The sequence below is a fragment of the Bradyrhizobium guangdongense genome (assembly GCF_006483445.1).
Classification (GTDB): domain Bacteria; phylum Pseudomonadota; class Alphaproteobacteria; order Rhizobiales; family Xanthobacteraceae; genus Bradyrhizobium; species Bradyrhizobium guangdongense_A.
Window position 1 is genome coordinate 1 of the sequence record NZ_PPPT01000130.1, and the last position, 22,400, is coordinate 22,400.

General features: G+C 63.9%; 20 protein-coding genes, 1 tRNA gene and 1 pseudogene. 14 read left to right on the forward strand and 8 right to left on the reverse strand.

The annotated features are described in order from the left end of the window. The 4 genes from C2U70_RS18855 to moaC all read left to right on the forward strand — a co-directional run. On the forward strand, positions 1-1,066 hold a 1,066-nt coding region (locus C2U70_RS18855; RefSeq protein ID WP_186294351.1), incomplete at its 5' end, for a peptidylprolyl isomerase. Positions 1,067-1,083: 17 nt separating this feature from the next. After that, on the forward strand, positions 1,084-2,097 hold the full coding sequence (trpD, locus tag C2U70_RS18860) for an anthranilate phosphoribosyltransferase (RefSeq protein WP_140979927.1): 1,014 nt from the start codon (positions 1,084-1,086) through the stop codon (positions 2,095-2,097). 7 nt (positions 2,098-2,104) lie between these two features. Continuing rightward, entirely contained in the window at positions 2,105-2,926 is an 822-nt protein-coding gene (gene trpC, locus C2U70_RS18865; protein WP_140979928.1) for an indole-3-glycerol phosphate synthase TrpC, read from the forward strand. Position 2,927: 1 nt separating this feature from the next. Then, positions 2,928-3,422 carry a cyclic pyranopterin monophosphate synthase MoaC gene (moaC, locus tag C2U70_RS18870; RefSeq protein ID WP_140979929.1) on the forward strand — a complete coding sequence of 165 codons (495 nt, stop codon included), beginning with the start codon at positions 2,928-2,930 and terminating at the stop codon, positions 3,420-3,422. An 8-nt stretch (positions 3,423-3,430) separates the two neighbouring features. On the opposite strand, the gene C2U70_RS18875 is transcribed toward moaC, so the two are convergent. Beyond that, on the reverse strand, positions 3,431-3,595 hold the full coding sequence (locus tag C2U70_RS18875) for a Flp family type IVb pilin (RefSeq protein ID WP_140979930.1): 165 nt from the start codon (positions 3,593-3,595) through the stop codon (positions 3,431-3,433). Positions 3,596-3,908: 313 nt separating this feature from the next. Between C2U70_RS18875 and C2U70_RS18880 the strand changes: the two genes are divergently transcribed. After that, positions 3,909-6,629: a bifunctional diguanylate cyclase/phosphodiesterase gene (locus C2U70_RS18880; protein ID WP_140979931.1), complete on the forward strand. Its 2,721-nt coding sequence runs from the start codon at positions 3,909-3,911 to the stop codon at positions 6,627-6,629. A 79-nt stretch (positions 6,630-6,708) separates the two neighbouring features. Here the strand turns inward: C2U70_RS18880 and C2U70_RS18885 are convergent, their stop codons facing one another. The 3 genes from C2U70_RS18885 to C2U70_RS18895 form a co-directional block, all read right to left on the reverse strand. Next, positions 6,709-7,899: a sensor histidine kinase gene (locus tag C2U70_RS18885; RefSeq protein ID WP_186294352.1), complete on the reverse strand. Its 1,191-nt coding sequence runs from the start codon at positions 7,897-7,899 to the stop codon at positions 6,709-6,711. Between the two features lie 115 nt (positions 7,900-8,014). After that, the gene (locus C2U70_RS18890) at positions 8,015-9,364 is read right to left on the reverse strand and encodes a S41 family peptidase (protein WP_140979933.1); all 1,350 of its coding nucleotides are present in this window, start codon (positions 9,362-9,364) and stop codon (positions 8,015-8,017) included. A gap of 64 nt (positions 9,365-9,428) precedes the next feature. Beyond that, on the reverse strand, positions 9,429-10,625 hold the full coding sequence (locus tag C2U70_RS18895) for an NADH:flavin oxidoreductase/NADH oxidase (RefSeq protein ID WP_140979934.1): 1,197 nt from the start codon (positions 10,623-10,625) through the stop codon (positions 9,429-9,431). Positions 10,626-10,833: 208 nt separating this feature from the next. Here C2U70_RS18895 and C2U70_RS18900 point away from each other — a divergent pair, with 208 nt between their 5' ends. The 7 genes from C2U70_RS18900 to C2U70_RS18930 all read left to right on the forward strand — a co-directional run bounded on the left by C2U70_RS18900 (position 10,834) and on the right by C2U70_RS18930 (position 17,216). Continuing rightward, the gene (locus C2U70_RS18900; protein WP_140979935.1) at positions 10,834-11,967 is read left to right on the forward strand and encodes an alpha-hydroxy acid oxidase; all 1,134 of its coding nucleotides are present in this window, start codon (positions 10,834-10,836) and stop codon (positions 11,965-11,967) included. A gap of 14 nt (positions 11,968-11,981) precedes the next feature. After that, positions 11,982-12,611 carry an HAD-IA family hydrolase gene (locus tag C2U70_RS18905; RefSeq protein ID WP_140979936.1) on the forward strand — a complete coding sequence of 210 codons (630 nt, stop codon included), beginning with the start codon at positions 11,982-11,984 and terminating at the stop codon, positions 12,609-12,611. A 155-nt stretch (positions 12,612-12,766) separates the two neighbouring features. Further along, positions 12,767-12,964, forward strand: a complete 198-nt coding sequence (locus C2U70_RS18910) for a hypothetical protein (RefSeq protein WP_140979937.1) — start codon at positions 12,767-12,769, stop codon at positions 12,962-12,964. Positions 12,965-13,196: 232 nt separating this feature from the next. Continuing rightward, a complete protein-coding gene (locus C2U70_RS18915) occupies positions 13,197-14,408 on the forward strand; it encodes a molybdopterin molybdotransferase MoeA (protein WP_140979938.1) in 1,212 nt (403 codons plus the stop codon). A 175-nt stretch (positions 14,409-14,583) separates the two neighbouring features. Next, on the forward strand, positions 14,584-15,282 hold the full coding sequence (lexA, locus tag C2U70_RS18920) for a transcriptional repressor LexA (RefSeq protein WP_140979939.1): 699 nt from the start codon (positions 14,584-14,586) through the stop codon (positions 15,280-15,282). Positions 15,283-15,591: 309 nt separating this feature from the next. Continuing rightward, positions 15,592-16,029 carry a hypothetical protein gene (locus C2U70_RS18925; RefSeq protein WP_140979940.1) on the forward strand — a complete coding sequence of 146 codons (438 nt, stop codon included), beginning with the start codon at positions 15,592-15,594 and terminating at the stop codon, positions 16,027-16,029. 245 nt (positions 16,030-16,274) lie between these two features. Then, on the forward strand, positions 16,275-17,216 hold the full coding sequence (locus C2U70_RS18930; protein WP_140979941.1) for a GAF domain-containing protein: 942 nt from the start codon (positions 16,275-16,277) through the stop codon (positions 17,214-17,216). 6 nt (positions 17,217-17,222) lie between these two features. Here C2U70_RS18930 and C2U70_RS18935 read toward each other — a convergent pair. The 4 genes and pseudogenes from C2U70_RS18935 to C2U70_RS18950 all read right to left on the reverse strand — a co-directional run. Then, a pseudogene (locus C2U70_RS18935) lies at positions 17,223-18,296 on the reverse strand (ComEC/Rec2 family competence protein); the annotation flags it as partial. Between the two features lie 35 nt (positions 18,297-18,331). Continuing rightward, positions 18,332-19,300, reverse strand: coding sequence for a tyrosine-type recombinase/integrase (locus C2U70_RS18940; protein ID WP_246666792.1), 969 nt, complete (start codon positions 19,298-19,300; stop codon positions 18,332-18,334). A 56-nt stretch (positions 19,301-19,356) separates the two neighbouring features. Then, positions 19,357-19,671: a helix-turn-helix domain-containing protein gene (locus C2U70_RS33870; RefSeq protein WP_140979944.1), complete on the reverse strand. Its 315-nt coding sequence runs from the start codon at positions 19,669-19,671 to the stop codon at positions 19,357-19,359. 124 nt (positions 19,672-19,795) lie between these two features. Further along, the gene (locus tag C2U70_RS18950) at positions 19,796-20,320 is read right to left on the reverse strand and encodes a hypothetical protein (protein WP_140979945.1); all 525 of its coding nucleotides are present in this window, start codon (positions 20,318-20,320) and stop codon (positions 19,796-19,798) included. A 257-nt stretch (positions 20,321-20,577) separates the two neighbouring features. Between C2U70_RS18950 and C2U70_RS18955 the strand changes: the two genes are divergently transcribed. Next, positions 20,578-20,668 (forward strand) — tRNA-Lys (locus C2U70_RS18955). Between the two features lie 226 nt (positions 20,669-20,894). Further along, a partial coding sequence (locus tag C2U70_RS18960) for a tyrosine-type recombinase/integrase (RefSeq protein ID WP_140979946.1) occupies positions 20,895-22,400 on the forward strand: 1,506 nt, incomplete at its 3' end.

Consider the following 22,400-nt stretch of genomic DNA (forward strand, 5'->3'; position numbering starts at 1 on the left):
CCCGACGGTCGAGGAGGCGCAGGCCGCGCGCACCCGCCTGACCGGCGGCCTTTCGTTTGAAGACCTTGCCAAGGAGCGCGGGCTCAACGCCGGTGATACCGATCTTGGCCTCGTGACGAAGTCCGCGATCCTCGACCCCGCCGTCGGCGATGCCGCCTTCACCTTGCCCGCGGGCGAGATCAGCGAGCCCGTGCAGGGCCGCTTCGGCACGGCGCTGGTCAAGGTCGACAAGATCGAGCCGGCCGTCGAGCCGAACTACGCCAGCGTCGCCGCCGACATCAAGCGCGAGCTCGCCACCGAGCGGGCCCGCGCAAAAGTCTCGGAATTGCGCGACAAGATGGAGGACGAGCGCGGCGGCGGCTCCAGCGTCGTCGACGCGGCGCAGAAGCTTGGTCTCACGGCCGTGACGATCGATGCCGTGGATCGCTCCGGCCGCGCGCCGAACGGTCAGCCGCTCGCCAACATCCCGCAAGGCCTCGATGTGGTCTCGCAGGCGTTCAACAGCGACGTCGGCGTCGACAATGATCCGATCTCCTTCCGCGGCGGCTATGTCTGGTACGACGTGCTCGCCATCACGCCCTCGCGCGAGCGCGGCCTCGACGAGGTCCGCGACCAGGTCGAGGCGCGCTGGCGCGAGGACCAGATCGCAACCAAGCTCAAGGCCAAGGCGACCGAGATGGTCCAGAAGCTCGGGCAAGGCGGCAAGCTCGCCGACGAAGCAGCAAGCGCCGGCCTCAAGGTCGAGACCGCCACCGGCTTCAAGCGCGACGATCAGCCGGCCGGCGTGCCGACGAGCCTCGTCAATGCGGCCTTCCGCACCGCCAAGGACGGCGTTGGCCAGACCGCGGCCACCGGCGGCAGCGACGTCTTCGTCTTCCGCGTGACCGACATCGTCGACCCGCAGGTTGACCTCGCCTCCGACCCGATCAAGAAATTGAAGGAGACCCTCGACCGTTCGCTCACCGACGAGCAGGTCGCGGCCTACGTCACCAAGATCCAGAACGATATCGGAACCACGATCAATCAGGCCGCCTTCCTGCAAGTGACAGGCGCGAACAACCAGTAATCAGTTGAAAGCACGCGATGGACGACCTGAAATCGATTATCGGAAAAGTCGCGACCGGCGCCAGCCTGTCGCGTGACGAAGCCGCTTCCGCCTTCGACGCCATGATGTCGGGCGAGGCCACGCCCTCGCAGATGGGCGGGCTGTTGATGGCGTTGCGCGTGCGCGGCGAGACCGTGGACGAGATCACCGGCGCGGTGTCGGCGATGCGCTCCAAGATGCTGCGCGTGACCGCGCCCCCCGAGGCCGTCGACATCGTCGGCACCGGCGGCGACGGCTCCGGCTCGGTCAACGTCTCGACCTGCGCCGCCTTCATCGTGGCGGGCGCCGGCATCCCCGTCGCCAAGCACGGCAACCGCGCGCTGTCGTCGCGCTCGGGTGCCGCCGACGTGCTGGCCTCGCTCGGCGTCAAGATCGACCTCAAGCCCGAGCAGGTCGGCCGTTGCCTCAAGGAGTGCGGCATCGGCTTCATGTTCGCGCCGGCGCATCACCCCGCCATGAAGAACGTCGGGCCGACCCGCGTCGAGCTCGCCACCCGCACCATCTTCAACCTGCTCGGGCCGCTGTCCAATCCCGCCGGCGTCAAGCGGCAGATGGTCGGCGTGTTCTCGCGGCAATGGGTGCAGCCGCTCGCGCAGGTGCTGAAAAACCTCGGCTCGGAATCCGTCTGGGTCGTGCACGGCTCCGACGGGCTCGACGAGATCACGCTGACCGGCCCGACCTTCGTCAGCTCGCTCCAGAACGGCGAGATCAAGAGCTTTGAGATCAGCCCGGCGGATGCGGGCCTGCCGCTCTGCGACGCGGGCGCGCTGAAGGGCGGCGATGCCGATGCCAACGCGATCGCGCTGCAGAGCGTGCTCGACGGCCGTCCCAGCCCTTATCGCGACGTCGCGCTGTTCAACGCGGCCGCCGCACTGGTCGTGGCCGGCCGCGCCAAGGACCTGAAGGAAGGCGTTGCAATCGGCGCAAAGTCGCTCGACAGCGGCGCGGCCGCCGCACGGCTCAAGCACCTCGTCGCCGTCTCCAATAGCTGAGCTCTTCATGTCGGATATCCTGACCAAGATCGAGGCCTACAAGCGCGAGGAGATCGCGGCCGCGAAGCGTGCGCATCCGTTTTCTGACGTGGATGCTCGTGCCAAGACGGCGCCGGCGCCGCGCGGCTTTTTGCGCGCGATCAGGAGCAAGCTCGCCACTGGCGAGTACGGGCTGATCGCGGAGATCAAGAAGGCCTCGCCCTCCAAGGGCCTGATCCGCGCCGATTTTGATCCGCCGCTGCTCGCAAAGGCCTATGAGGCCGGTGGCGCGGCCTGCCTGTCGGTGCTGACGGACACGCCGTCGTTCCAGGGGCATCTGGATTTCATGGTCGCCGCGCGCGCGGCAACTGCGCTGCCCGTCCTGCGCAAGGATTTTTTGTTCGACACCTATCAGGTCGCGGAAGCCCGCGCGCACGGCGCCGACTGCATTCTGATCATCATGGCGGCGCTCGATGACGCCACAGCCAAGGATCTTGAAGACGCGGCGATCGGCTACGGCATGGACGTGCTGATCGAGATCCACGACCGCGCAGAACTCGATCGCGCGCTCAAGCTGCGGTCGCCGATGATCGGCGTCAACAACCGCAACCTCCGCACCTTCGAGACCACGCTTGCGACCAGCGAGGCGCTGGCGCCGTTGATCCCGCAGGACCGTCTTATGGTCGGCGAGAGCGGCATCTTCACGCCTGCGGATCTCGCGCGCCTCGCGCGCGTCGGCATGTCGACCTTCCTGGTCGGCGAGAGCCTGATGCGGCAGGCCGACGTCACCGCCGCGACGCGCACCCTGCTCGCGCGCGAGGCTGCGCCTCTCGCCACGGGTACGCGCTGAGATGGCGCGCAAGCCGAGGACAAGCCCCGCCCTCACCCATATCGGCGCCTCCGGCGAAGCGCGGATGGTCGACGTGTCGGACAAGCCGGCCACCGAGCGCCTTGCGGTCGCCGAAGGCCGCGTGATCATGAGCAAGGCGACGCTGAAGCTGATCGTCTCCGGCAACGCCAAGAAAGGCGACGTGCTCGGCACCGCCCGCATCGCCGGCATCATGGCGGCCAAACGCACCTCGGAGCTGATTCCGCTCTGCCATCCGCTGGCGCTGTCGAAGGTCACCCTCGACATCGAGCCCGACGAAAAGCTGCCGGGCTGCCTCGTGCGCGCGAGCGTCAAGGTCACCGGCCCGACCGGCGTCGAGATGGAGGCGCTCACGGCCGTCTCAGTCGCCTGCCTCACCGTCTACGACATGATCAAGGCGGTCGAGCGCGGGGTGCGCATCGAGGGCATTCATCTGGTCGAGAAGAAGGGCGGCAAGTCGGGCCACTACATCGCTTGAGCGCGGCTTCACTTGAGCGACGAACTGATCGATCCGAATTTCAGCTTCAGTGTCGAGCCGAGGTTGTTGACCACGGCAATGATCGCAAGCGCGATGCCGGCCGCAATGAGGCCGTACTCGATCGCCGTTGCGCCTGACTCATCGGCCCAAAAGTTCTTCAATGTGTTTTTCATTGTTCCATCCTCTCTGCGTGACGCGAGGATCGTTCGCAAATGCCGTGCCAATGCGGCGTCGAGCGGTTCCAGTGAGTTAGATGGTTAAGCCTGGGTTGACATGACTCCGACCGGCAAGATGTGACCGGCAGCGTGCGCCCCTCCGGCAAGTCCTGCTCAGCTTGCATCGGGCGCATGAGGCGCATTCGCTCATTTCGATTCATCGCGCATTAACCGCACTTCCTAACCCCACCTCCATACCGACCCCGTAAACGTGCGGGTGTACCGGGCTCAAGAACTGATCCTGGCGTGTGCACGACAGTGATTTCTTGATATGACGGGATACGGCAGCCGCCTCCTCGATCGAAACTTCCTGACCCGCAGCGGACCGATCCGCTGGCTCGTCGTGGGCGGCGTTCTGCTGATCGCGGCGATCGCGATCGGTGCGACGCTGATGGCGCAAAACTTTCGCGACCGCGCCTTGCGCAACAGCGCGCGCGAACTGGAAAACACCGCGCTGCTGCTCTCCCAACATTTCGATCAGCAGCTCCAGGACTTTGCGGTCATCCAGAAGGACTTCATCGACTACGTGCGCGCGAGCGGCGTTGCGAGCGCCGAGGACTACCGCAAGCGGCTCTCCACGCGGGACATCCACCAGATGCTGCGCTCGAAGATCGAGGCATTGCCCTATATGGGCGGCGTCAACGTCATCGATGTCGACGGCAATCTGATCAACTCGTCGGTCGCCTGGCCCGCGCCGAAGGTGAGCGTGGCCGACCGCGCCTATTTCAGAACCTTCAAATACGATCCGAACGCCCCTGATGTGCTGATCGAACCGGTCAACAGCCGCGTGTCCGGCGCCTGGACGATCCTGATCATTCGCAAGGTTCTGGGGCCGACAGGCGAATTCCTCGGCGTCGTCGGACGCGGCATCGAGCCCGCGAACTTCGAGAAGTTCTTCTCCTCCGTCACGCTCGGCGAAGGCGCCACGATCAGCATGCTCCATCGCGATGGAACCCTGCTGGCACGCTTCCCCCATCTCGACGACGTCATGGGACGGAACTACCGGAACGGCTCTCGCATCCAGCAGCGGCTGTTCGAGGTCGACCGCTTTGCCGGCCGCTTCGTCAATCCGGTCGACGGACAGGACCGCCTGATCTCGTCGCACGCGCTGCCCCATTTCCCGATCCTGATCGTCGCCACGACGACCACGGCGTCGGCGCTCGCGGACTGGCGCGAGCAGATCGGCGTCCTGATCTCGGTTGCGGTGGCCTGTGCGCTCGTCATTGCCGGACTCCTGACCTCGGTGGTGCGCAAATTGCTGCAGCAACATCGCGCATCGCGCGACCGGCTGACGCTGGAGAAGCAGCGCCTCGATCGCGCCGTCAACAACATGACCCAGGGCCTGCTGCTGTTCGACGCCTCGCAGCGGCTCATCGTCTGCAACCAGCGCTATCTGGACATGTACGGGCTCTCAGCCGACGTGGTGAAACCAGGCTGCAGCTTCCGCGACATCATCGCGCATCGCAAGGCCACCGGCTCCTTCACCGGCAATGTCGACAAATACGTCGCGCTCGTGCTGCGCGACATCCACCTGCGCAATGCGATGGTCGTCGACACCTCGGACGGCCGCTCGATCCAGATCGTCAACGAGCCGCTGGCGGACGGCGGCTGGGTCGCGACCCATGAAGACATCACCGAGCGGCGGCGCATCGAGGAGCGGATCACCCATCTGGCGCACTACGACGCGCTGACCGATCTGCCGAATCGCGCGATGTTCCACGAACATCTGCGGCACGAGCTGGCGACGATCACCGACGATGAGCAGGTCGCGGTGCACTACATTGATATCGACGAGTTCAAGGGCGTCAACGATGCGCTCGGCCATCTCGTCGGCGACGAGCTGTTGAAAGCGATCGCGGCGAGCCTCAGCCGTTGCGCCGGCGAAGGCGATTTCGTGGCCCGGCTCGGCGGCGACGAATTCGCGATCGTCCAGCGTGCAGTGACCTCGCCCGATCGCATCACCGATCTCGTCGGCCGCGTCTTCGACGCCATCCGCCAGCCCTTCGACTGCCTGGGCCACCAGCTCACCACCGACGCCAGCATCGGCATCGCGCTCGCGCCGGAGCACGGCGTCGCGCTCGACCAGATCCTGAAAAATGCCGATCTGGCGATGTACGCTGCCAAGTCCGCCGGACGCCATACCTACCGCGTGTTCGAGCCCGAGATGGACGCCAGGGTGCGGGAGCGGCGGCTGCTCGAGATCGATCTCCGCCACGCCATCGCCCATGGCGGGCTCGAAGTGTTCTACCAGCCCTGCCTGAGCCTGAAGGATGACAGCATCACCGGCTGCGAGGCGCTGGTGCGCTGGCGCCATCCCGAGCGCGGCATGGTCTCGCCGGGCGAATTCATCCCGATCGCCGAGGACACCGGCCTGATCAACGAGATCGGCGAATGGGTCCTGGCCACCGCCTGCCGCGACGCGGCCAACTGGCCGGACGACATCCGCCTCGCCGTCAACGTCTCGCCAGTGCAGTTCAAGAGCGGGACGCTGGCGCTGAAGATCATGGCGGCGCTTGCGGCCTCCAACCTGCCGGCCAGCCGGCTGGAGCTCGAGATCACCGAGGCCGTGCTGATCCGCGACGACGAGACCGCACTTGCCATCCTGCACCAGTTGCGCGCGATCGGCGTACGGATCGCGCTCGACGATTTCGGCACCGGCTACTCGTCGCTGAGCTATCTGCACCGCTTCCCGTTCGACAAGATCAAGATCGACCGCTGCTTCGTCAACGACATCGCGGGCCCCGACGGCTCGTCCTCGATCGTGCAGGCCGTGGTCGGCCTTGCCACCGCCCGCCGCATGACGACGACGGCGGAAGGCGTCGAGACCGAGGAGCAGCAGCGGCTGCTGCGCGCGCTCGGCTGCAACGAGATGCAGGGCTATCTGTTCAGCGCGGCGAAATCGGCCGACCAGATCAGGGACCTGTTCGCGCTACACCGCTCCCGCCTCGCGCAGCGCAACGCGCAGGACAGCCGCCGCCGCGAGGCGGGCTAGAGATACGATCAACTACGAGCCTAAGGTCGCACCGCTGCAAGCACGATCGCAAGGCGAACGCCGTAAACCTTCTTCGCGGTCAATCTGCGGGCGAGAAATGCAGCGGCGCGACGAGCCTGTAATGAGTGCCGACGGTCGTTTCTTGCTTGACCAGCTCGGCCCCAAGCTGACCTGCCAATGCATGAACGATGCGCGTCCCCAGCCGCTTGCTGCGGGCGGGATCAAAGTCGCCGGGAAACCCCACACCGTCATCGCGAATCGAAATCGACACCGTCTCTTCGTCGGATGGAATGAGCTGCAGACGAATAGCTCCATCCTTGGAATCCGGGTAGGCATGCCGTCCGGCGTTCAACACCAACTCGTTGATGATCAGCGCAACAAGAATGGCGCGGTCTGCGGCGAACTGAATTTCCGAGGGAGCTTCGAGCCGGATCTTGCACGGCGCAACCGCGGGCTCCAGATCGTCAATGACTTCCCGCAAATAGGCGACCAGATCGATGTTCTCGTAGTCAGCGTTGTACGCGAGACGATTATAGGCCCGGCCAACCGCCGAGATTCGGGTGGATGCTTCCATGAGCCGTTCGCTCACCGCGGGATCGCCGACCGCGTTCGCCTGCAGATGAAGCATGCTTGATACCACCTGGAGACTGTTCTTGACCCGGTGGTTGACCTCCTTGAGCAGGACCTGATGACGGTCCAGTGCGGCCTGCAGCTTTCGCTGATACTGCTGTTGCTCGATCGCCATGCCGAGAATGTTCGCGGCCCCCTGGAGGAAGGCGATGTCGTGCTCGCCGAACTCGCCTTCTGATCGGCTGTCAACTTCGAGCACGCCGAATGGCAAGCCGTCACCTTGCAAGATGACGTTCATGGCGCGCCGAATCCCATGCTCCACGAGCAATCCCGGGGTTCGGAAACGCTCTTCGTTTTCGAGGTGATTGGAAATCACGGGCTTGCCCGTTTGGAGCGCGTAGCCGGCCGGAGAATCCAGATCGGCGCCGACCGTCGCCTTGCCGACGACGCCTTCGTCCCAGCCGATGCCGGCGCGAACGAGCAGGCGTTTTTCCGCCGGAATGTACTCCATGATCTTGCAGAATTCAGCGCGCAGTCCCTCGGCCGTCATACGCGCGGTGTGATTGAGCATATCGGCGAAGCTCGTGCGCTGCAGAGCAAGGACGCCGAGTTCGGCAAGCAGTTCCTGCTGGCGAATGCGCAGACGCAAAGCGCGGCTGGTCAATCCCTCTTCGGGTTCGTTGCCGGGCTTCTCCTCCACGACGGGTTCCCCCGTCGCAGGCGTCAAGTTGCTCATGTGATCCGGTAACACACTTCGAACCGGACAGGGAAAGTTCCATGGCGTCCAGTCGGTCCGACGATGCCGCTCGCCCGGCTTAGTTCGGCACCGACGCCTTCGGCGTTGGTCGCGCAGCCGTGGCTGCGTTCGCGGTCTGGCCGTGCAGGAAGTCGAAGGCGGCGTGCAGCGCCTTGTCGTCCTTTTCTTCCGGCGGAACGTAGGATTGCGATCCCGTCTGCTCGGTGCCGTCGGCGGCCGAGAGATGGCCGCGCATCTGGGACTCGGCCATGGTGTCGACGCGGCCCTTCAGCTCCGGCGGGACATCCTGGAGGATCTCGATGTCCGGCGCGATGCCCTGGGCCTGGATCGAGCGGCCCGACGGCGTGTAGTAGCGCGCCGTGGTCAGCGCCAGCGCGCCGCTGCCGGCGCCGAGCGGAATGATGGTCTGCACAGAACCCTTGCCGAACGAGCGCGTGCCGATCAGCGTCGCGCGCTTGTGGTCATGCAGTGCACCAGCCACGATTTCCGAGGCCGAGGCCGAGCCGCCATTGATCAGGACGACCAGCGGCTTGCCCTTCGTGAGGTCGCCGCCATGCGCGGTGAAGCGCTGGGTCTCTTCCGGATTGCGGCCGCGCGTCGAGACGACTTCGCCGCGAGCGAGGAATGCGCTCGACACCGAGACCGCCTGGTCGAGCAAGCCGCCCGGATTGTTGCGGAGGTCGACGACGTAGCCGGCAAGCTTCTCCTGCGGAATCTCCTTGGAGATCGCAGATATCGCCTTGCGCAGGCCGTCGGTGGTCTGCTCGTTGAACGAGGTGACGCGGATATAGCCGATGTCGCCGTTCTCGGTGTGATAGCGCACCGGGCGCACGTGGATGATCTCGCGCGTGATCGCGACGTCGATCGGCGCATCGGCACCCTTGCGCAGAATCGTGAGCTTGGTCTTGGTGTCGACCGGGCCCTTCATCTTGTTGACGGCCTGTTCGAGCGTCAGGCCCTGAACGTTGTCGCCGTCGATCTTGCTGATGAGGTCGCCGGAGAGCAGCCCGGCCTTGGATGCCGGCGTGTCGTCGATCGGCGCCACGACCTTGACGAGGCCATCTTCCATCGTGACTTCGATGCCGAGCCCGCCGAACTCGCCGGACGTCGTCTCCTGCATCTCGCTCCACGACTTTTCGTTCATGTAGCGCGAATGCGGATCGAGCGAGGTCACCATGCCATTGATGGCGCCTTCGATCAGTTTTGCGTTGTCGGGCTTCTCGACGTAGCTCGCCTTCACCCGCTCGAACACCTCGCCGAACAGATTGAGCTGCGAATAGGCGTTGTCGCCGCTGCCCGTCGCCGCTCTCGCCACCGCCATCCAGTTCTCGCCTTGCGGAGAGGTCACGAGGAGAGTGAGGCACACGCCTGTCAGCGCGCCGAGGGGGAACAACAGGGATTTTCGCATGGACAAGCTGGCCTTTTCGTTGGCGATTGGGAGCCGCCATGCAAATGGCGATCCAGCCCGTTTCTCACAATAGCTTTCGGGTTTCTTCATGGCCAACGTCCATACCGACGTCCAAGCCGACTTGCCACGTCGATGGCTTGGTGCCGAACCCCCGTTTGTCACGGGTGCCGAGCCAATAGCCGAACTGCGGCGGCACATTCCGGAAGGGTCCGTCGGCGCCCATTTTGAGGGCAGCATCCATTGGCCAATTGGGATTGTTGAGGATTTCCCGTCCCACCGCGATCAGATCCGCCTGTCCGTTCTGTAATATTTGCTCGGCCTGGTCGCCGTGGATGATCAGCCCGACCGCCATGGTCATGATGTCGGCGTGACGTCGAACATAGTCGGCGAGCGGCACCTGGTAGTTGTATTTGATTTCCTTGCCGAGAATCGGCGCGACGTCGGTGATTCCTCCCGACGAGCAGTCGATCACGTCGACGCCCCTCGTCTTCAGGATCGCAGCCAGTTTCGCGCTCTGCTCCGGCCCCCAGCCGGCATTGTCTTCGACGGACAGCCGCACGAACAGCGGCTTGCCGGCCGGCCAATGTTGTCGGACCGCCTCTGCGACCTCGATGAGGAAGCGCATCCGGTTCGCTTCGGAACCGCCATACGAATCCGTGCGCTGATTGGAGCGTTCGGACAAAAACTCGTGAACGAGGTAGCCGTGTGCGCCGTGGAGCTCGAGCGCATCGAAACCCGCCGCATCGGCCCGTCGCGCCGCCTGCCCCCAAGCCTCGACAAGATCCTTCACCTCCTGCGTTTCGAGCGCCCGGGGTGCCGGCCATTTTTCGCTATGCGCGATCGCACTCGGAGCCACCGGCGTCCAGGCATCCCAGTCATCAATCTCAGTTGTCCGCTGCAACGGACCGTCGCCCTCCCACGGCCGATTGGCGCGCGCTTTACGGCCTGAATGTCCCAGCTGGATTCCGGCCACCGCATTCTGTTGCCGGATGAAGGTCGCTAGCCGCCGCAGCGGCTCGATGAAACAATCGTCCCAGATGCCGAGGTCGCCGACGGTACCGCAGCCGCGACGCTCGACCTTGGTGGACTCCACGATCACGAGGCCCGCACCACCGGCGGCGAACTTGCCCGCATTCATTAGGTGCCAGTCGGTCGGAAAGCCCTTCACCGCGGAATATTGATGCATCGGCGGCACCACGATCCGGTTACGCAGGGTCACATCCCGGATCGAGACCGGCGAGAACAACTGAATATCGGACATGGTGGTTTCCCGGTGACGTGTCCCTGACGCAGCGCCCTTCTTGGTGGAGCCCGCACCACGATATAGGGGACATTGTCAGCGGCAAAGACGCCGACGAGGCCGCCGCGCTGCGAAGAAGGCCCGGATGCCATGCAAATTTGGGATGGTGTCCGGCGGCCGGACGCGATAGGCGATGGAACAAGATCCAAGAAAAATCTGGAGGAGAACGATGAACGACGCGCCCCCTCACCGGCAAAAGCGGAATGTCGAACTCGGCGCCAGCGACGAGCCGTTCCAGAACCTGCACGAGTTCATCCGGAAGGCGCGCTCCAACCTTAACCAGAACGCCTGGGACTACATCGTCGGCGCGGCCGAGACCGAGACCACGATGCGCCGCAACCGCATGGCGCTGGACGAGATCGCCTTCCGCCCGCGCGTGCTGCGCGACGTCAGCAAGGTCGACGGCTCCGTCGAGCTGTTCGGCCGCAAGATGCGCCTGCCGGTGGTGCTGGCGCCCGTCGGCGCGCTCGAGATTTTTGATCCCCAAGGTGCTGCCAGCGTCGCGCGTGGCGCAGGCAGCTTCGGCGCCGCGCACATGCTGAGCTCGGTGTCCGAGCCCGGCCTCGAGAAGGTCGCGGAAGCCGCCCCCGATGCGCTGCGCTTCTACCAGCTCTATGTCCGCGGCGACGACGCCTTCGTCGAGGACGTCGTCAGCCGCTCGATCAAGCACAACTATGCCGGCTTCTGCCTCACGGTCGACACCGCCCATTACAGCCGTCGCGAGCGTGACATCGCCAAGCGCTATGTTCGCGAGAGCCGCTTGCGCGCCACCGGCGGCGACTACCAGAAGGGCCTGAACTGGAAGACCGTGAAGCTGGTCAAGGACAAGTACAAGATCCCTCTCATCATCAAGGGCATTGCGACCGCCGAGGACGCGCAGATCGCGATCGACCATGGCGTCGAGTGGATCTACGTCTCCAACCACGGCGGCCGCCAGCTCGATCACGGCCGTGGCGCCATGCATGTGCTGCCGGAGATCGTGGATGCCGTGAAGGGCCGCGCAAAAATCATGGTCGACGGCGGCTTCTGCCGCGGCACCGACATCGTCAAGGCGATCGCAGCAGGTGCCGACATGGTCGGCATCGGCCGCCTGCAGTGCTGGGCGCTCGCAGCCGCGGGCGAATCCGGCGTGACGCGGATGCTGGAGCTCCTGGAGGACGAGGTGCTGCGCTGCCTCGGCCTGCTGGGGGCCACCTCGTTTGCCGAGGTCAACAAGTCCTGCCTGCATCCGGCGACCGCGACGAACGCGCCGAGCGTATTCAGCGCATTCCCACTGCTCGACATCGAACCCTATCGCTACTGACCCGAAAGGACGCAATGACCTCCCCTCGTCTCTCCCCCGGCAGCGCGGACGCGCTTTTGTTCGATCTCGGGCGCGTCGTGATCGACATCGATTTCTCCAAGGCAATCGCCTGCTGGGCGGGACACGCGGGCTGCAAGCCGGAGGCGATCATCTCGCGGTTCGAGCGCGGCGAGGCCTATCGGCAGCACGAGGTCGGGAAGATCAGCGATGAGGCCTATTTCGATTCGCTGCGATCAGGGCTCGGGATCGCGATCTCCCACGACCAGTTCCTGGAGGGGTGGAACGCGATCTTCGCGGGCGAAATGCCCGACATTGCGCACCTCTTGCCGCGCGCGGCCAAGCACATGCCGCTCTACGCCTTCTCCAACACCAACCGCCCGCATGTGGAATATTTCTCCAGGGAGTATGCCGGCGTGCTTGGCCATTTCCGTGAGCTTTACCTCTCCTCCAGCATCGGCCTGCGCAAACCGGATGCAGAAGCCTTCGATCACGTGGTGCAGAAAATCGGCATTCCCGCGGAACGCATCGTGTTCTTCGACGACCTCGCCGAGAATGTCGAAGGCGCGCGCGCCCGGGGCTTGACCGCGGTTCACGTGACGACACCGACCGATGTCGGAAACGCCCTGAAGGCGCTGGGAATCTAGGCCCGCCGCGGTGCCGAACGACCGGGTTCCCTGGAACTTTTTACGCAAATTAAGGAACCAACTCACTCTGTGCATTTTTGTACAGAGTTCCGGGAACGGAATACCGCTTTCGGACTCATCTCTCCGTTGGGGATTTCGACAACGGATGCATCATCGTGTTGGGCAAGACCTATCTCACCAGACAAGCCTCCACCCTCCTCAAATTCGCGAAGTCGACGACGGATTCGGAGCTCTCCGCCAGGCTGATCAGCAAGGCGGCCGATCTGAAATCCCAGGCCGACCCACTGCCCGATACCGATCAAAGTCTCAGAGCGCCCGACGTCGATCCGGAGGATCAAACAGGAGCGCCCTGATGCTCACCGCGGCCTTTGTCGTGCTGGTGCTGGGAGTGGCGACCGTTCTCCCGGTGTGTCTCGTACTTGGGGTGATGGCGCGGCGGATCTAGTCCGCGCCGCTTTGGTGAGACTGCACGACGGCTACGATCACCGCTCGCCGGACCATGCGGGAGCCCTCGAGCCTTTTGCCTCCCCGCCCGCACTCGGCTAGAACGCTTGCCGCCTTCGTTCGATTTGCGGGAGCTTTGCCGTGGCCCTGATGCCGGTTTCTGACGCGCTTGCCGCCGTGCTTGCCGGGGCAGAGCCCGTGGCGGAGGAAACGGTTGGGCTCGACGAGGCCTGGCATCGTGTGCCGGCGCGCGACCTGGCGGCACGGCGCACGCAGCCGCCGGTCGCGATGTCGGCGATGGACGGGTACGCGGTGCGCGCGGCCGATGCGGCGAACGTCGATGCACAGCTCGACGTCATCGGCGAGGTCGCGGCCGGCCGGCCGTTCGCAGGCACGGTCGGCGCGGGCCAGGCGGTCCGCATCTTCACCGGCGGCGTGGTCCCCGATGGCGCCGACGCCGTCGTGATCCAGGAGGACACGGTCGCCGCGGATGGCCGCATCACCCTCAAGGAAGCCGCCCGGCCCGGCCGGCACATTCGTCCCGCCGGCGTCGATTTTCGCGAAGGCGACGTGCTCATCCGGCAAGGCACCCTGCTGACCGAACGCCATCTGTCACTCGCCGCCGGCATGAACTATCCGCGCCTGCCCGTTCGCCGCCGTCCCAAGGTCGCGATCCTCGCAACCGGCGACGAACTGGTGATGCCGGGTTCTGTGCCCGGCGCGGGCCAGATCGTCTATTCGAACGGCTATGCCCTGCATGCGCTTGCACGAACTGAGGGCGCCGACACGATCGATCTCGGCATTGCCGCCGACACGGTCGAGGCCACCACGGCCGGCATCCGCCGGGGCCGCGATAGCGGCGCCGACATCCTCATCACATGCGGCGGCGCCTCGGTCGGCGACCACGATCTGGTCAAGCCCGCGCTCGATGCCGAAGGCATCTCGATGGCGTTCTGGAAGATCGCGATGCGGCCCGGCAAGCCGATGATGCACGGCCGCCTCGGCGCCATGCGCGTGATCGGCCTGCCCGGCAATCCCGTCTCATCCTACGTCTGCGGCTTCCTGTTCATGGTGCCGCTGATTCGCGCGCTCGCAGGCCGCGCGGTGATTCACCACCGCCGCGAACACGCCGTACTCGGCTCCGACATCGGCGCCAACGATATGCGCGAGGACTATCTTCGCGCGCGCCTCGAGGAACACGCGGACGGCACGCTGATCGCCCATCCCGTCAACCACCAGGATTCCTCGCTGCTCGCGAATCTCGCTGCGGCACAGGCACTTCTTGTACGCGCGCCGTTCGCAGCGAAGGCCGAGGCAGGCTCGCCTTGCGAGGTGCTGCGGCTGCCGGTTTGAATGCGTTGTTGACCGTCTCGGCGCGAAGTTCTCGACGTTCACGGTAAATTAAGGTGTTGCGGAACATGTATCGAACATATAGTGTCCGTTCATGATTTGTTTCGAGCATATAGCGGTTCGCCGCTGAGTTCAGCGTCTCGGAATCGAACGACATCAACCGGGGGATTTGGTCGAGATGTTAACGCGCAAACAATACGAGCTTCTGCGGTTCATCAGCGAACGGCTGAAGGAAAGCGGCGTGCCGCCCTCCTTCGACGAGATGAAGGACGCGCTCGATCTGCGCTCGAAATCGGGGATCCATCGCCTGATCACGGCGCTGGAGGAACGCGGCTTCATCCGCCGCCTGCCCAACCGCGCCCGCGCGATCGAAGTGATCAAGCTGCCTGAGCTGCAGGCCGCCGGCGCCAACCGCCGCGGTTTCACGCCGAGCGTCATCGAGGGCAATCTCGGCAAGGTGCGCAGCGGAAGCGCGCCCGCCGACGACGGCGAGCGTCCGGTGGCGGTCCCCGTGATGGGCCGGATCGCGGCCGGTACGCCGATCGAGGCGCTGCAGACCCGTAGCCACACCATCAGCGTACCGCCCGACATGCTCGGCTCGGGCGAGCACTATGCGCTCGAAGTGCGCGGTGATTCCATGGTCGACGCCGGCATCCTCGACGGTGACATGGCGCTGATCCAGCGCAACGAGAGCGCCGATACCGGCGACATCGTGGTGGCGCTGATCGACGACGAGGAAGCGACCTTGAAGCGTTTCCGCCGCCGCGGCGCCTCGATTGCGCTGGAGCCCGCCAATACCGCCTATGAGGTGCGCATCCTGCCGCCGAATAGGGTGAAGATTCAGGGCAAGCTGATCGGGCTGTACCGGAAGTATTGAGCAGGCGGCGAAATTCGGCGCTTACTTGCGACCTGCACAACACATGAGCGGACCGCCGGTCCGCTCCTCGATGCTCCTGTGCCCGGCATCGCGCACATCGCATCACGACCAATCGTGGTGAAGGCTGCAAAACCGATTTGGCGCGGCTTCGTTCCAAAACCGTCAGAAAAGAATTTGTGATCGGGCGATGCGACTGCGGGCCGCAGATTCGCCCTCAAACTGGAATATGCTGGGGCTTCCACTCTGATAGAGGCCGGCGCCTTTAGGGGGCGTGGCGCGGACTTGCTATCTCGAATGAGGAGCACTCCGATGTGTGACTACAGCCTGCATGCCGTTGCGACCCGTCCCGCTGTTGTCGGTGAGACGATCGTCACGACAACCTTCCGCGGCACCTCGACGCGCGGATTTGCGTCAGAGCGCGATCTCTCGGTTGCCGTCTGCCTCTTGCCGGGCACCGAACTCGCCTTCGCCGACAACGTCCGTTACGACAATCGCTGGATCTGGACACGCACCATCAACTCGCGCGTCGGCAAGTTCGGCAAGGTCGATCCGCACATTCCCGATCGCCACCATGACGCGATCGAATTCCCCGACGGCAAATACGTGCTCGTAACGCAGCTCGTCGAAGGCCAGCGCGCAACCGTGCTGCAATTGCCGGTGACGCAGCCGCTCGGCGATCACACGCCGCAGACAACGGAGCAGCAGGTCGAGCATCCCGTTACGATGCCGCGTCTTCCGATCGGCTGACGCATCGATCCTCGGCCCAGGCCGGCGTCTCGCGGCGCGATGACCGTGTCGCGCAGACAAGGCGGCCGCGGCACCTCATGTGGGAATGGCCATCGCCGGTATTTGCCGGCGACGCCTGATGATTTGCAATTCAGAGAGCACGAAGTTTGGGCTCCGCTGCCTGATTTTTGAACCTCCGTTCTGCCGCGGGATGGCCGATGCTGCGCAGCGGCTTGTCACAGAGGCTTGCGCGGCGGACACGCTTGATGAAGACCTTCATTCGCGTCGTTGAACTTTGGGTGCCTGACCGGACGCGCACACGGCTGACGTTCGGCGGTGGCCTCTACGGTGAGGGTCTGTCCGCGTTCAAAGCCGTCAGCGAGGACATGACGTTCGGCCATGACGAGGGGCTTCCCGGCAAGGCCTGGGCGAGCGGCCATCCCGTCATTCTCACCAAATTCGCCAACTCCTATTTCAAGCGGACGGATCAAGCGGTCGAGGCCGGGCTCACCTGCGGCGTCGCGGTGCCGGTGTTTGCCGGGGAATTTCTGCAGGCCGTGATGGTGCTGTTCTGCGGCGCCGACGAGCAGCACGTCGGCGCCGTCGAACTCTGGCACAACGATCCTGACGTCTCGCACGAGATGGGCCTCGTCGACGGCTATTACGGTACCGCCGACATGTTCGAATTCAATTCGCGCCACACCAGGTTTCCGCGCGGCTTTGGCCTGCCCGGACGAACCTGGAAGGCGGGCATGCCGCTGCTCATCAAGGATTTGCACGACACCAAGAGCTTTCTGCGCTGGGAGGATGCCTCCAAGGTCGGGATCAATCTCGGCGTCGGCATCCCCTATTCCACCGCGAACGACCGGACGTTCGTGCTGACATTCCTGTCCGCACAGGCAACTCCGATCGCACGGCGCTTCGAGATCTGGGTGCCGGACGAGACGCGGTCACGACTCGTCTTCCACGCCGGCGATTGCAGCGAAAGGGCCGACCTCGCATCGATCTATGCCGGCAAGTCGATCGGCAAGGGCCATGGAAGCATCGGCGGCGCCTGGGCGACCGGCATGCCCGCGCTCAGTGAAAATCTCTCTGAGGATGGCTCGATCGCAGCGGCACACGCTTACGCGTCCGGCATGAACCAGATGGTGGCGCTGCCCGTCATCGAGCGCGCAAGTCTCAAGGCCATGCTGACCTGGTACCTCTGAACACGCTCAATCCTCGGCCTGCAGATCGGCCTCCGACGGCGTCGCGTCCTGTTTGCGGGATGCGGCCGGCCGCGGCGCCAGCGTCGTCTCGAATTCGGCGTCGCCTGCGATCGCCGGCGACCACGGACGATTTGCGCCTCGCGGCCTGACGGCGCGCACGGCAAAGCCGTCGCCATTGCGCGACAGCGCCAGCGCGCCCTGGCTTTGCAGGCGTGTGCGATCGATCGCCATGGCCGGACAATCCGGTGCTGGCGGTTTTGCCGTCACCACCAGCGTTGCGCGGCTGCAGTCTTCCGCCAGCGCGTCGGCTCGCAGCGAGAGCGCGATGAAGCGGCCGTCGGCAAGCGGCGTCACGCAGCCGGCCTCATCACAGGACACGCCGTCGCCGAGCGAGGCATCGCCGGCGCTGCGCGCATCGCCATCGGCCGCGAGCCATTCCTTGACCAGAAAGGCGTTCTTGCCGGCCTGGATGAAGTGCAACTGTCCGTCCCGGCCCCGCACCGCGACGCTGTGGCCGTCACCGGCGATCAAAATTTCCGGCTGCCGCGCCATCAGCGCCCAGGCAATCGAAGCCGCCAGCACGATACCGCCCGACCAGCGCAGAGGCGTGCGCAACAGCCCCATCAGGATGATGGCGATGCTCGCTGCAATCAGCGGACCGATCCCGAACGCGGCGATGCGGCCGATGGCGCCCGGAAGTGCCGCCACCCAGCGCGAGACCAGAACCATCCAGTCGATGCCGACGCCCATCAGCCACCAGAACACGCTGTCGAGGCCAAAGGGCGCGGCGAGCAGCCCGAGCAATCCGGCTGGCATCACCAGCGCCGACACGACGGGCATCGCGGCGAGATTGGCGAGCACGCCGAATGGCGTGACCCGGTGGAAATGGAAGGCGGCGTAAGGCGTGGTCGCAAGCCCCGCGATCAGCGAGGCCAGCAGCAGCATGACGATCTCGCGGCCGCCCCACAGCGCGATCCGCGCGGTCGCAGAATGATCCGGCGACGCAAACAGGTTCGGCATGCCGATCTGCACCAACGCGACGAGACCGAGCGTTGCCGCAAACGACATCTGGAAGCTCGGAGCCGAATTTCCATTCGACAAGGACTCGCAGCGGGTTAGCTGGCTTCGCGGTCGGGAGTCTGGGACTTAGTCTGGGACTTTGCATTCCGGGATTTCGCGACGGCTTCCACCGCCTCCGCCACATCCGAGTCGAGGACGTGAGCATAGCGCAGCGTGCTCTTGATATCTCGGTGGTTCAAGGCCTTCTGCACGAGTTTCAGATTACCGGTCTCACGTAGCATTTTGGTCCCAAGATCATGCCGGAAGTCGTGAAAACGGAAGTCTTTAACGCCTGCCTTCACTCGCAGCCGCTGCCACGCCGACTTGGTACCTGAGATCGTAAGGGCATACCGCTCTCCTCGTACCCGTCCGAGCCGCTTATTCCCGTAGACAGCCGCATAGGTGAACACAAACTCCTGATGCTGTCCCTGCAAGGGAAAAAGGATCTCCCGGATAGTATCCGTGATTGGGAAAACAACGCGCCTGCCACCCTTGCCGAGGCGAACTATCTGGCGGGTGCCGAAGTTCACCTCCGACCAGCGGAGGCTAACGCATTCTTTCTGCCGCATGCCGCTGGCCGCGACGAACGCGAAAAATGGCTCATAATCCGACCGCATTGCCTCCTTGAACGCGGCGGCTTCTCCTTCCTGCAACTCTCGAACCCGCTCCTCCGGCTCCGGTAGCAGTAGCTCCTGCCACTTGGGCTCTTGTTCAAATCGAGCGCCCTCGTCCTTGGCAAATGAAAAGAGCCGTCTTAGCACCGCAATCGTGGAGCGGTTCACGGTCGCGGTGGAGATCAGCGGCAACGCCCCCATCTGCTCCTTCGTCAATTTGCCGCGCCTGGAGACGCGATGCCCACGACGCCACGCCACCAGTTTCTTGGCCCTGGTATGATCGATATCGGTGAGCGGCGTCGCCTTACCGAAGTATTCGACAAGCCTCGCGAGGTTAGTCGAGGTTGCCTCCGGATCAGCATCATACTGGCCGCGATCGTTCCAGAGGCGACCGGCGACGTCGTCGATCAAGAGCGAGCTCCGTGACCGCGCCATAGCCTTGGTGAATGCCTTTGCCTTCTCTCGCTCTAGAGCTTCGAACTTTTCTGCCTCTTTGCGACTCGTGCATTCCGTTGAGCCGTAAAACCGACACCCACGGAACTGGAAATCGAATTGGTAGTACGGACTCCTCTTGACCTTGAAAACTGACACGGAGCTTCCTCAAGCCTGCGATTGGATTCGATGAAATCGGCGACATCAATGTCAGTGAAGCGATAGCGCGGGCGCTTCGCGCCTCGCCCTATGTTGACGAACCGCAGACGTCCGTCCTCGACTAGACCTCTCACGTGCTCTGGCGACGTGTTCAGTCTCCTCGCGGTTTCTTTGATGTCAAGCAATTCCATCTACGCGCCTTGCTGACGACGACACGCCCGGCGCCTTAGGCATTGCTCGAATGTTCGAGAAAAAAAGGGCGGACTTTGCGGCTTGCATTAAGCCTGATTTTTATCGGTCCCTACCAGGTAAGAACTACTTGAATTTTTTTACGGTCTTTGTTTTCGGCAGAGATTTCTTGGCTCGCGCGTGTTGAAAGCGCTGACCAGCTTTTGCGATTTCTGCGAATACGCCCTTGTGGCTTGGTGGACGGTTCAAATCGCGCAGGTATCGGTACTGCAATGCCGGTCGCGATATGATTTCGCTAAATCGGTCGTCCAGCACCTTCGCCTTTTTCCATTGTCGGAGCGCATTCGGCTCGACACCGTATCTTGCTGCAACTTCACATTCGGCCTGACCGATAGAGAAGCCCATCATTTTCAATAGACGCACGTATCCGACTGCTAGGGCCTGAAGCCGCCTGGCGTGGCCAGGAAATTGCCCCCAAGATCTATTCTTGGTCACAGCAAAAATTTCGTCGGTTTGGCCGAAATCTAGGTTGTCTAGGCCATCTACAGCAGTCCAAAGCAGGCCGATCAGTTTCTTATTGGGCTCGTCGGCGTTCTCGCAAGCCTCGATCTCACCCATCAAATACTGCCGCAAAAGCTGACGGCTGGTCATGGTCAGCGTCCAATGAATCGTTGGGATCGATGTTAAACTTAACACAGAGGGAGCGGCACAAGCCCAAGTAGGCTTTGAGGGCCAGCCGTTTTGCAATTAACTGCAAAAATCGGAGGGCTAGTAGCAGCAACTAGTAGCAGTAAGGAGTGTGGCGGGCTGATAGCTAGGATCCGCTATCGTCGGCGCGACGGGGCCGCCCGCTAGTCCCCTCTTGTCGAGAGGGACGAGGGGTATGGATTTGCAGTTGACTGCAGATCGGCGCGCGAGGCCCGAGGTGCACTTTTCCCAGACCGTAAGCCGTGACTTTTAATCACGGGGTCCTGGGTTCGAGCCCCAGCGCGCTCACCAAACCAAGCTTTAGCCTGCCATAGCTCACCGCCAGCCCCCTCTCAGCTCGCATCTTTCCAGTTATAAAACAGCGTACTAGTCGTAACTGGCTGTGAGCAGTGAGCTAGCCACGTGCCAAGTGACCCTTGGCAGCGAGGCGGAACAACCGTAGGGAATTCCGGCTGGAACTGGTTTGGTCGGATTCGACCACCGTAACCGGCAGACAGCGGCGGGGGCGCACCGGTCAATGGGCACGGCAGCACGACAGGGAATGACGGACGCGGGGCTTAAGAAGCTGGTGCGCGATTTCCCGAAGATGCGTAAGCCAAAGCCGACGGTTGACAGCACCGCCGGTCCGACCAGCGAAGAGAAGCCGTTGAAGCTCCTGAAGCGCGGTTGCGGCGGCGGGTTGTCGTTCCTGATTGAGCGCACGAGCGAAGACCATGCCGCACACCGCTGGATTTTCGAATACGCGTTCGGCGGCCGGCGGAAGACGCTGGGGCTAGGCACGTACCCCGATATCGGCTTGGCGCGGGCACGGGAGCTGGCGGCCGAAGCCAAGGCACTGGTCAAGGCGGGGACCGACCCCAGCGCAGCACGGAAGGCCGCGAAGCAGGAAGCGGCGGTAGCGCATTTGACGACGTTTGACCGGGTGTCCGACGCGTGGCTTGACGGCATCCGCAACCCGCCCGCAAACGCCGAGCCGGTCAGCGCGGACACCATCAGCAAGTATGAGTATCTGATTGGCAGGGCCCGGCCGGTGCTCGGTGCTCTCGACATTCGTACCATCCGGACACCTGACGTGGTGCGCGCAATCGAACCGCTCGTGAAGGCCGGGATTCTCGATACCGCCCACCGGGTCCGCGAAATCTTGGTGCACGTGTTCAACTTCGCCGCGGTCAAAGGGCTCCGGGACGAAGACGCCAACCCGGCGATTGCCTTGCTCCGTCAGCGTGCGGTGTTGCCAGCCAAACAAGTCACGAGTCACGCAGCGGTGACAGACCCCAGGGCGTTCGGCGAGATGTTGCGCGCTATCGAGGGCGCCAACGGCTCTTATGGTCGCGGCGCGGGCGGTGGCAAGGGCAAGTCGCGCAATGGACGGCGCGTAACGACGTTGGCGCTGAACCTAATATGCCTGACCGCGCTGAGGCCCCACGAGCTTCGACACCTGCGATGGAGCTGGATATCCGGCATCGACTTCACCGGCGCCGACGCTGGAGTACAGCGACTCAGCGAAGACCCGCGCATTGAACTGCCGGCAGAATTCCTCAAGATGAGGAAGCCGCACACGGTCTTCCTGTCCCGACAGGCGGTCGAAGTGCTGACCGAGCTGCACGGTGTCAACGGCTACGGCGAGCTTGTATTCCCGGCGATGCACGCAAAACGCGTCATCAAAAGGACCGCGGACGGCAGCGAGCCCCAGCCGGTCAAGCGCCTAGCCGTGCGGTCCATCAGCGAAAACACGCTGAACGCAGCTCTGCGACGTCTCGGATACGGAGATGTCGAAGAGGACAAGAAAAAGGGCGACCACGTGAGCCACGGCTTCCGCACGTCCTTCAGTTCGCTGACCAACGAGTCCGGTCAGTTCGACAAGGACATTGTCGAGGTCGCGCTGAACCATGCCGATGAGGACAAGATTCGCGCCATCTACAATCGTGCGAAGTACGAAGCTGAGCGCAAGCGGCTTTCGCAGTGGTGGGCGGATGAGTGTGACCGGCTGCGAGAGAACCGCCCGGCCGAACGCGCGGCCGAC

Excerpts from the sequence above, each read along its gene's own strand:
- C2U70_RS18875 (WP_140979930.1), bottom strand. The coding sequence starts at position 3,595 with ATGAAAAACACATTGAAGAACTTTTGGGCCGATGAGTCAGGCGCAACG.
- C2U70_RS18905 (WP_140979936.1), top strand. The coding sequence starts at position 11,982 with ATGACCTCCCCTCGTCTCTCCCCCGGCAGCGCGGACGCGCTTTTGTTC.
- trpC (WP_140979928.1), top strand. The coding sequence starts at position 2,105 with ATGTCGGATATCCTGACCAAGATCGAGGCCTACAAGCGCGAGGAGATC.
- C2U70_RS18930 (WP_140979941.1), top strand. The coding sequence starts at position 16,275 with ATGAAGACCTTCATTCGCGTCGTTGAACTTTGGGTGCCTGACCGGACG.
- C2U70_RS18925 (WP_140979940.1), top strand. The coding sequence starts at position 15,592 with ATGTGTGACTACAGCCTGCATGCCGTTGCGACCCGTCCCGCTGTTGTC.
- trpD (WP_140979927.1), top strand. The coding sequence starts at position 1,084 with ATGGACGACCTGAAATCGATTATCGGAAAAGTCGCGACCGGCGCCAGC.
- C2U70_RS18900 (WP_140979935.1), top strand. The coding sequence starts at position 10,834 with ATGAACGACGCGCCCCCTCACCGGCAAAAGCGGAATGTCGAACTCGGC.
- C2U70_RS18890 (WP_140979933.1), bottom strand. The coding sequence starts at position 9,364 with ATGCGAAAATCCCTGTTGTTCCCCCTCGGCGCGCTGACAGGCGTGTGC.
- C2U70_RS18880 (WP_140979931.1), top strand. The coding sequence starts at position 3,909 with ATGACGGGATACGGCAGCCGCCTCCTCGATCGAAACTTCCTGACCCGC.
- moaC (WP_140979929.1), top strand. The coding sequence starts at position 2,928 with ATGGCGCGCAAGCCGAGGACAAGCCCCGCCCTCACCCATATCGGCGCC.
- C2U70_RS18895 (WP_140979934.1), bottom strand. The coding sequence starts at position 10,625 with ATGTCCGATATTCAGTTGTTCTCGCCGGTCTCGATCCGGGATGTGACC.
- C2U70_RS33870 (WP_140979944.1), bottom strand. The coding sequence starts at position 19,671 with ATGGAATTGCTTGACATCAAAGAAACCGCGAGGAGACTGAACACGTCG.
- C2U70_RS18950 (WP_140979945.1), bottom strand. The coding sequence starts at position 20,320 with ATGACCAGCCGTCAGCTTTTGCGGCAGTATTTGATGGGTGAGATCGAG.
- lexA (WP_140979939.1), top strand. The coding sequence starts at position 14,584 with ATGTTAACGCGCAAACAATACGAGCTTCTGCGGTTCATCAGCGAACGG.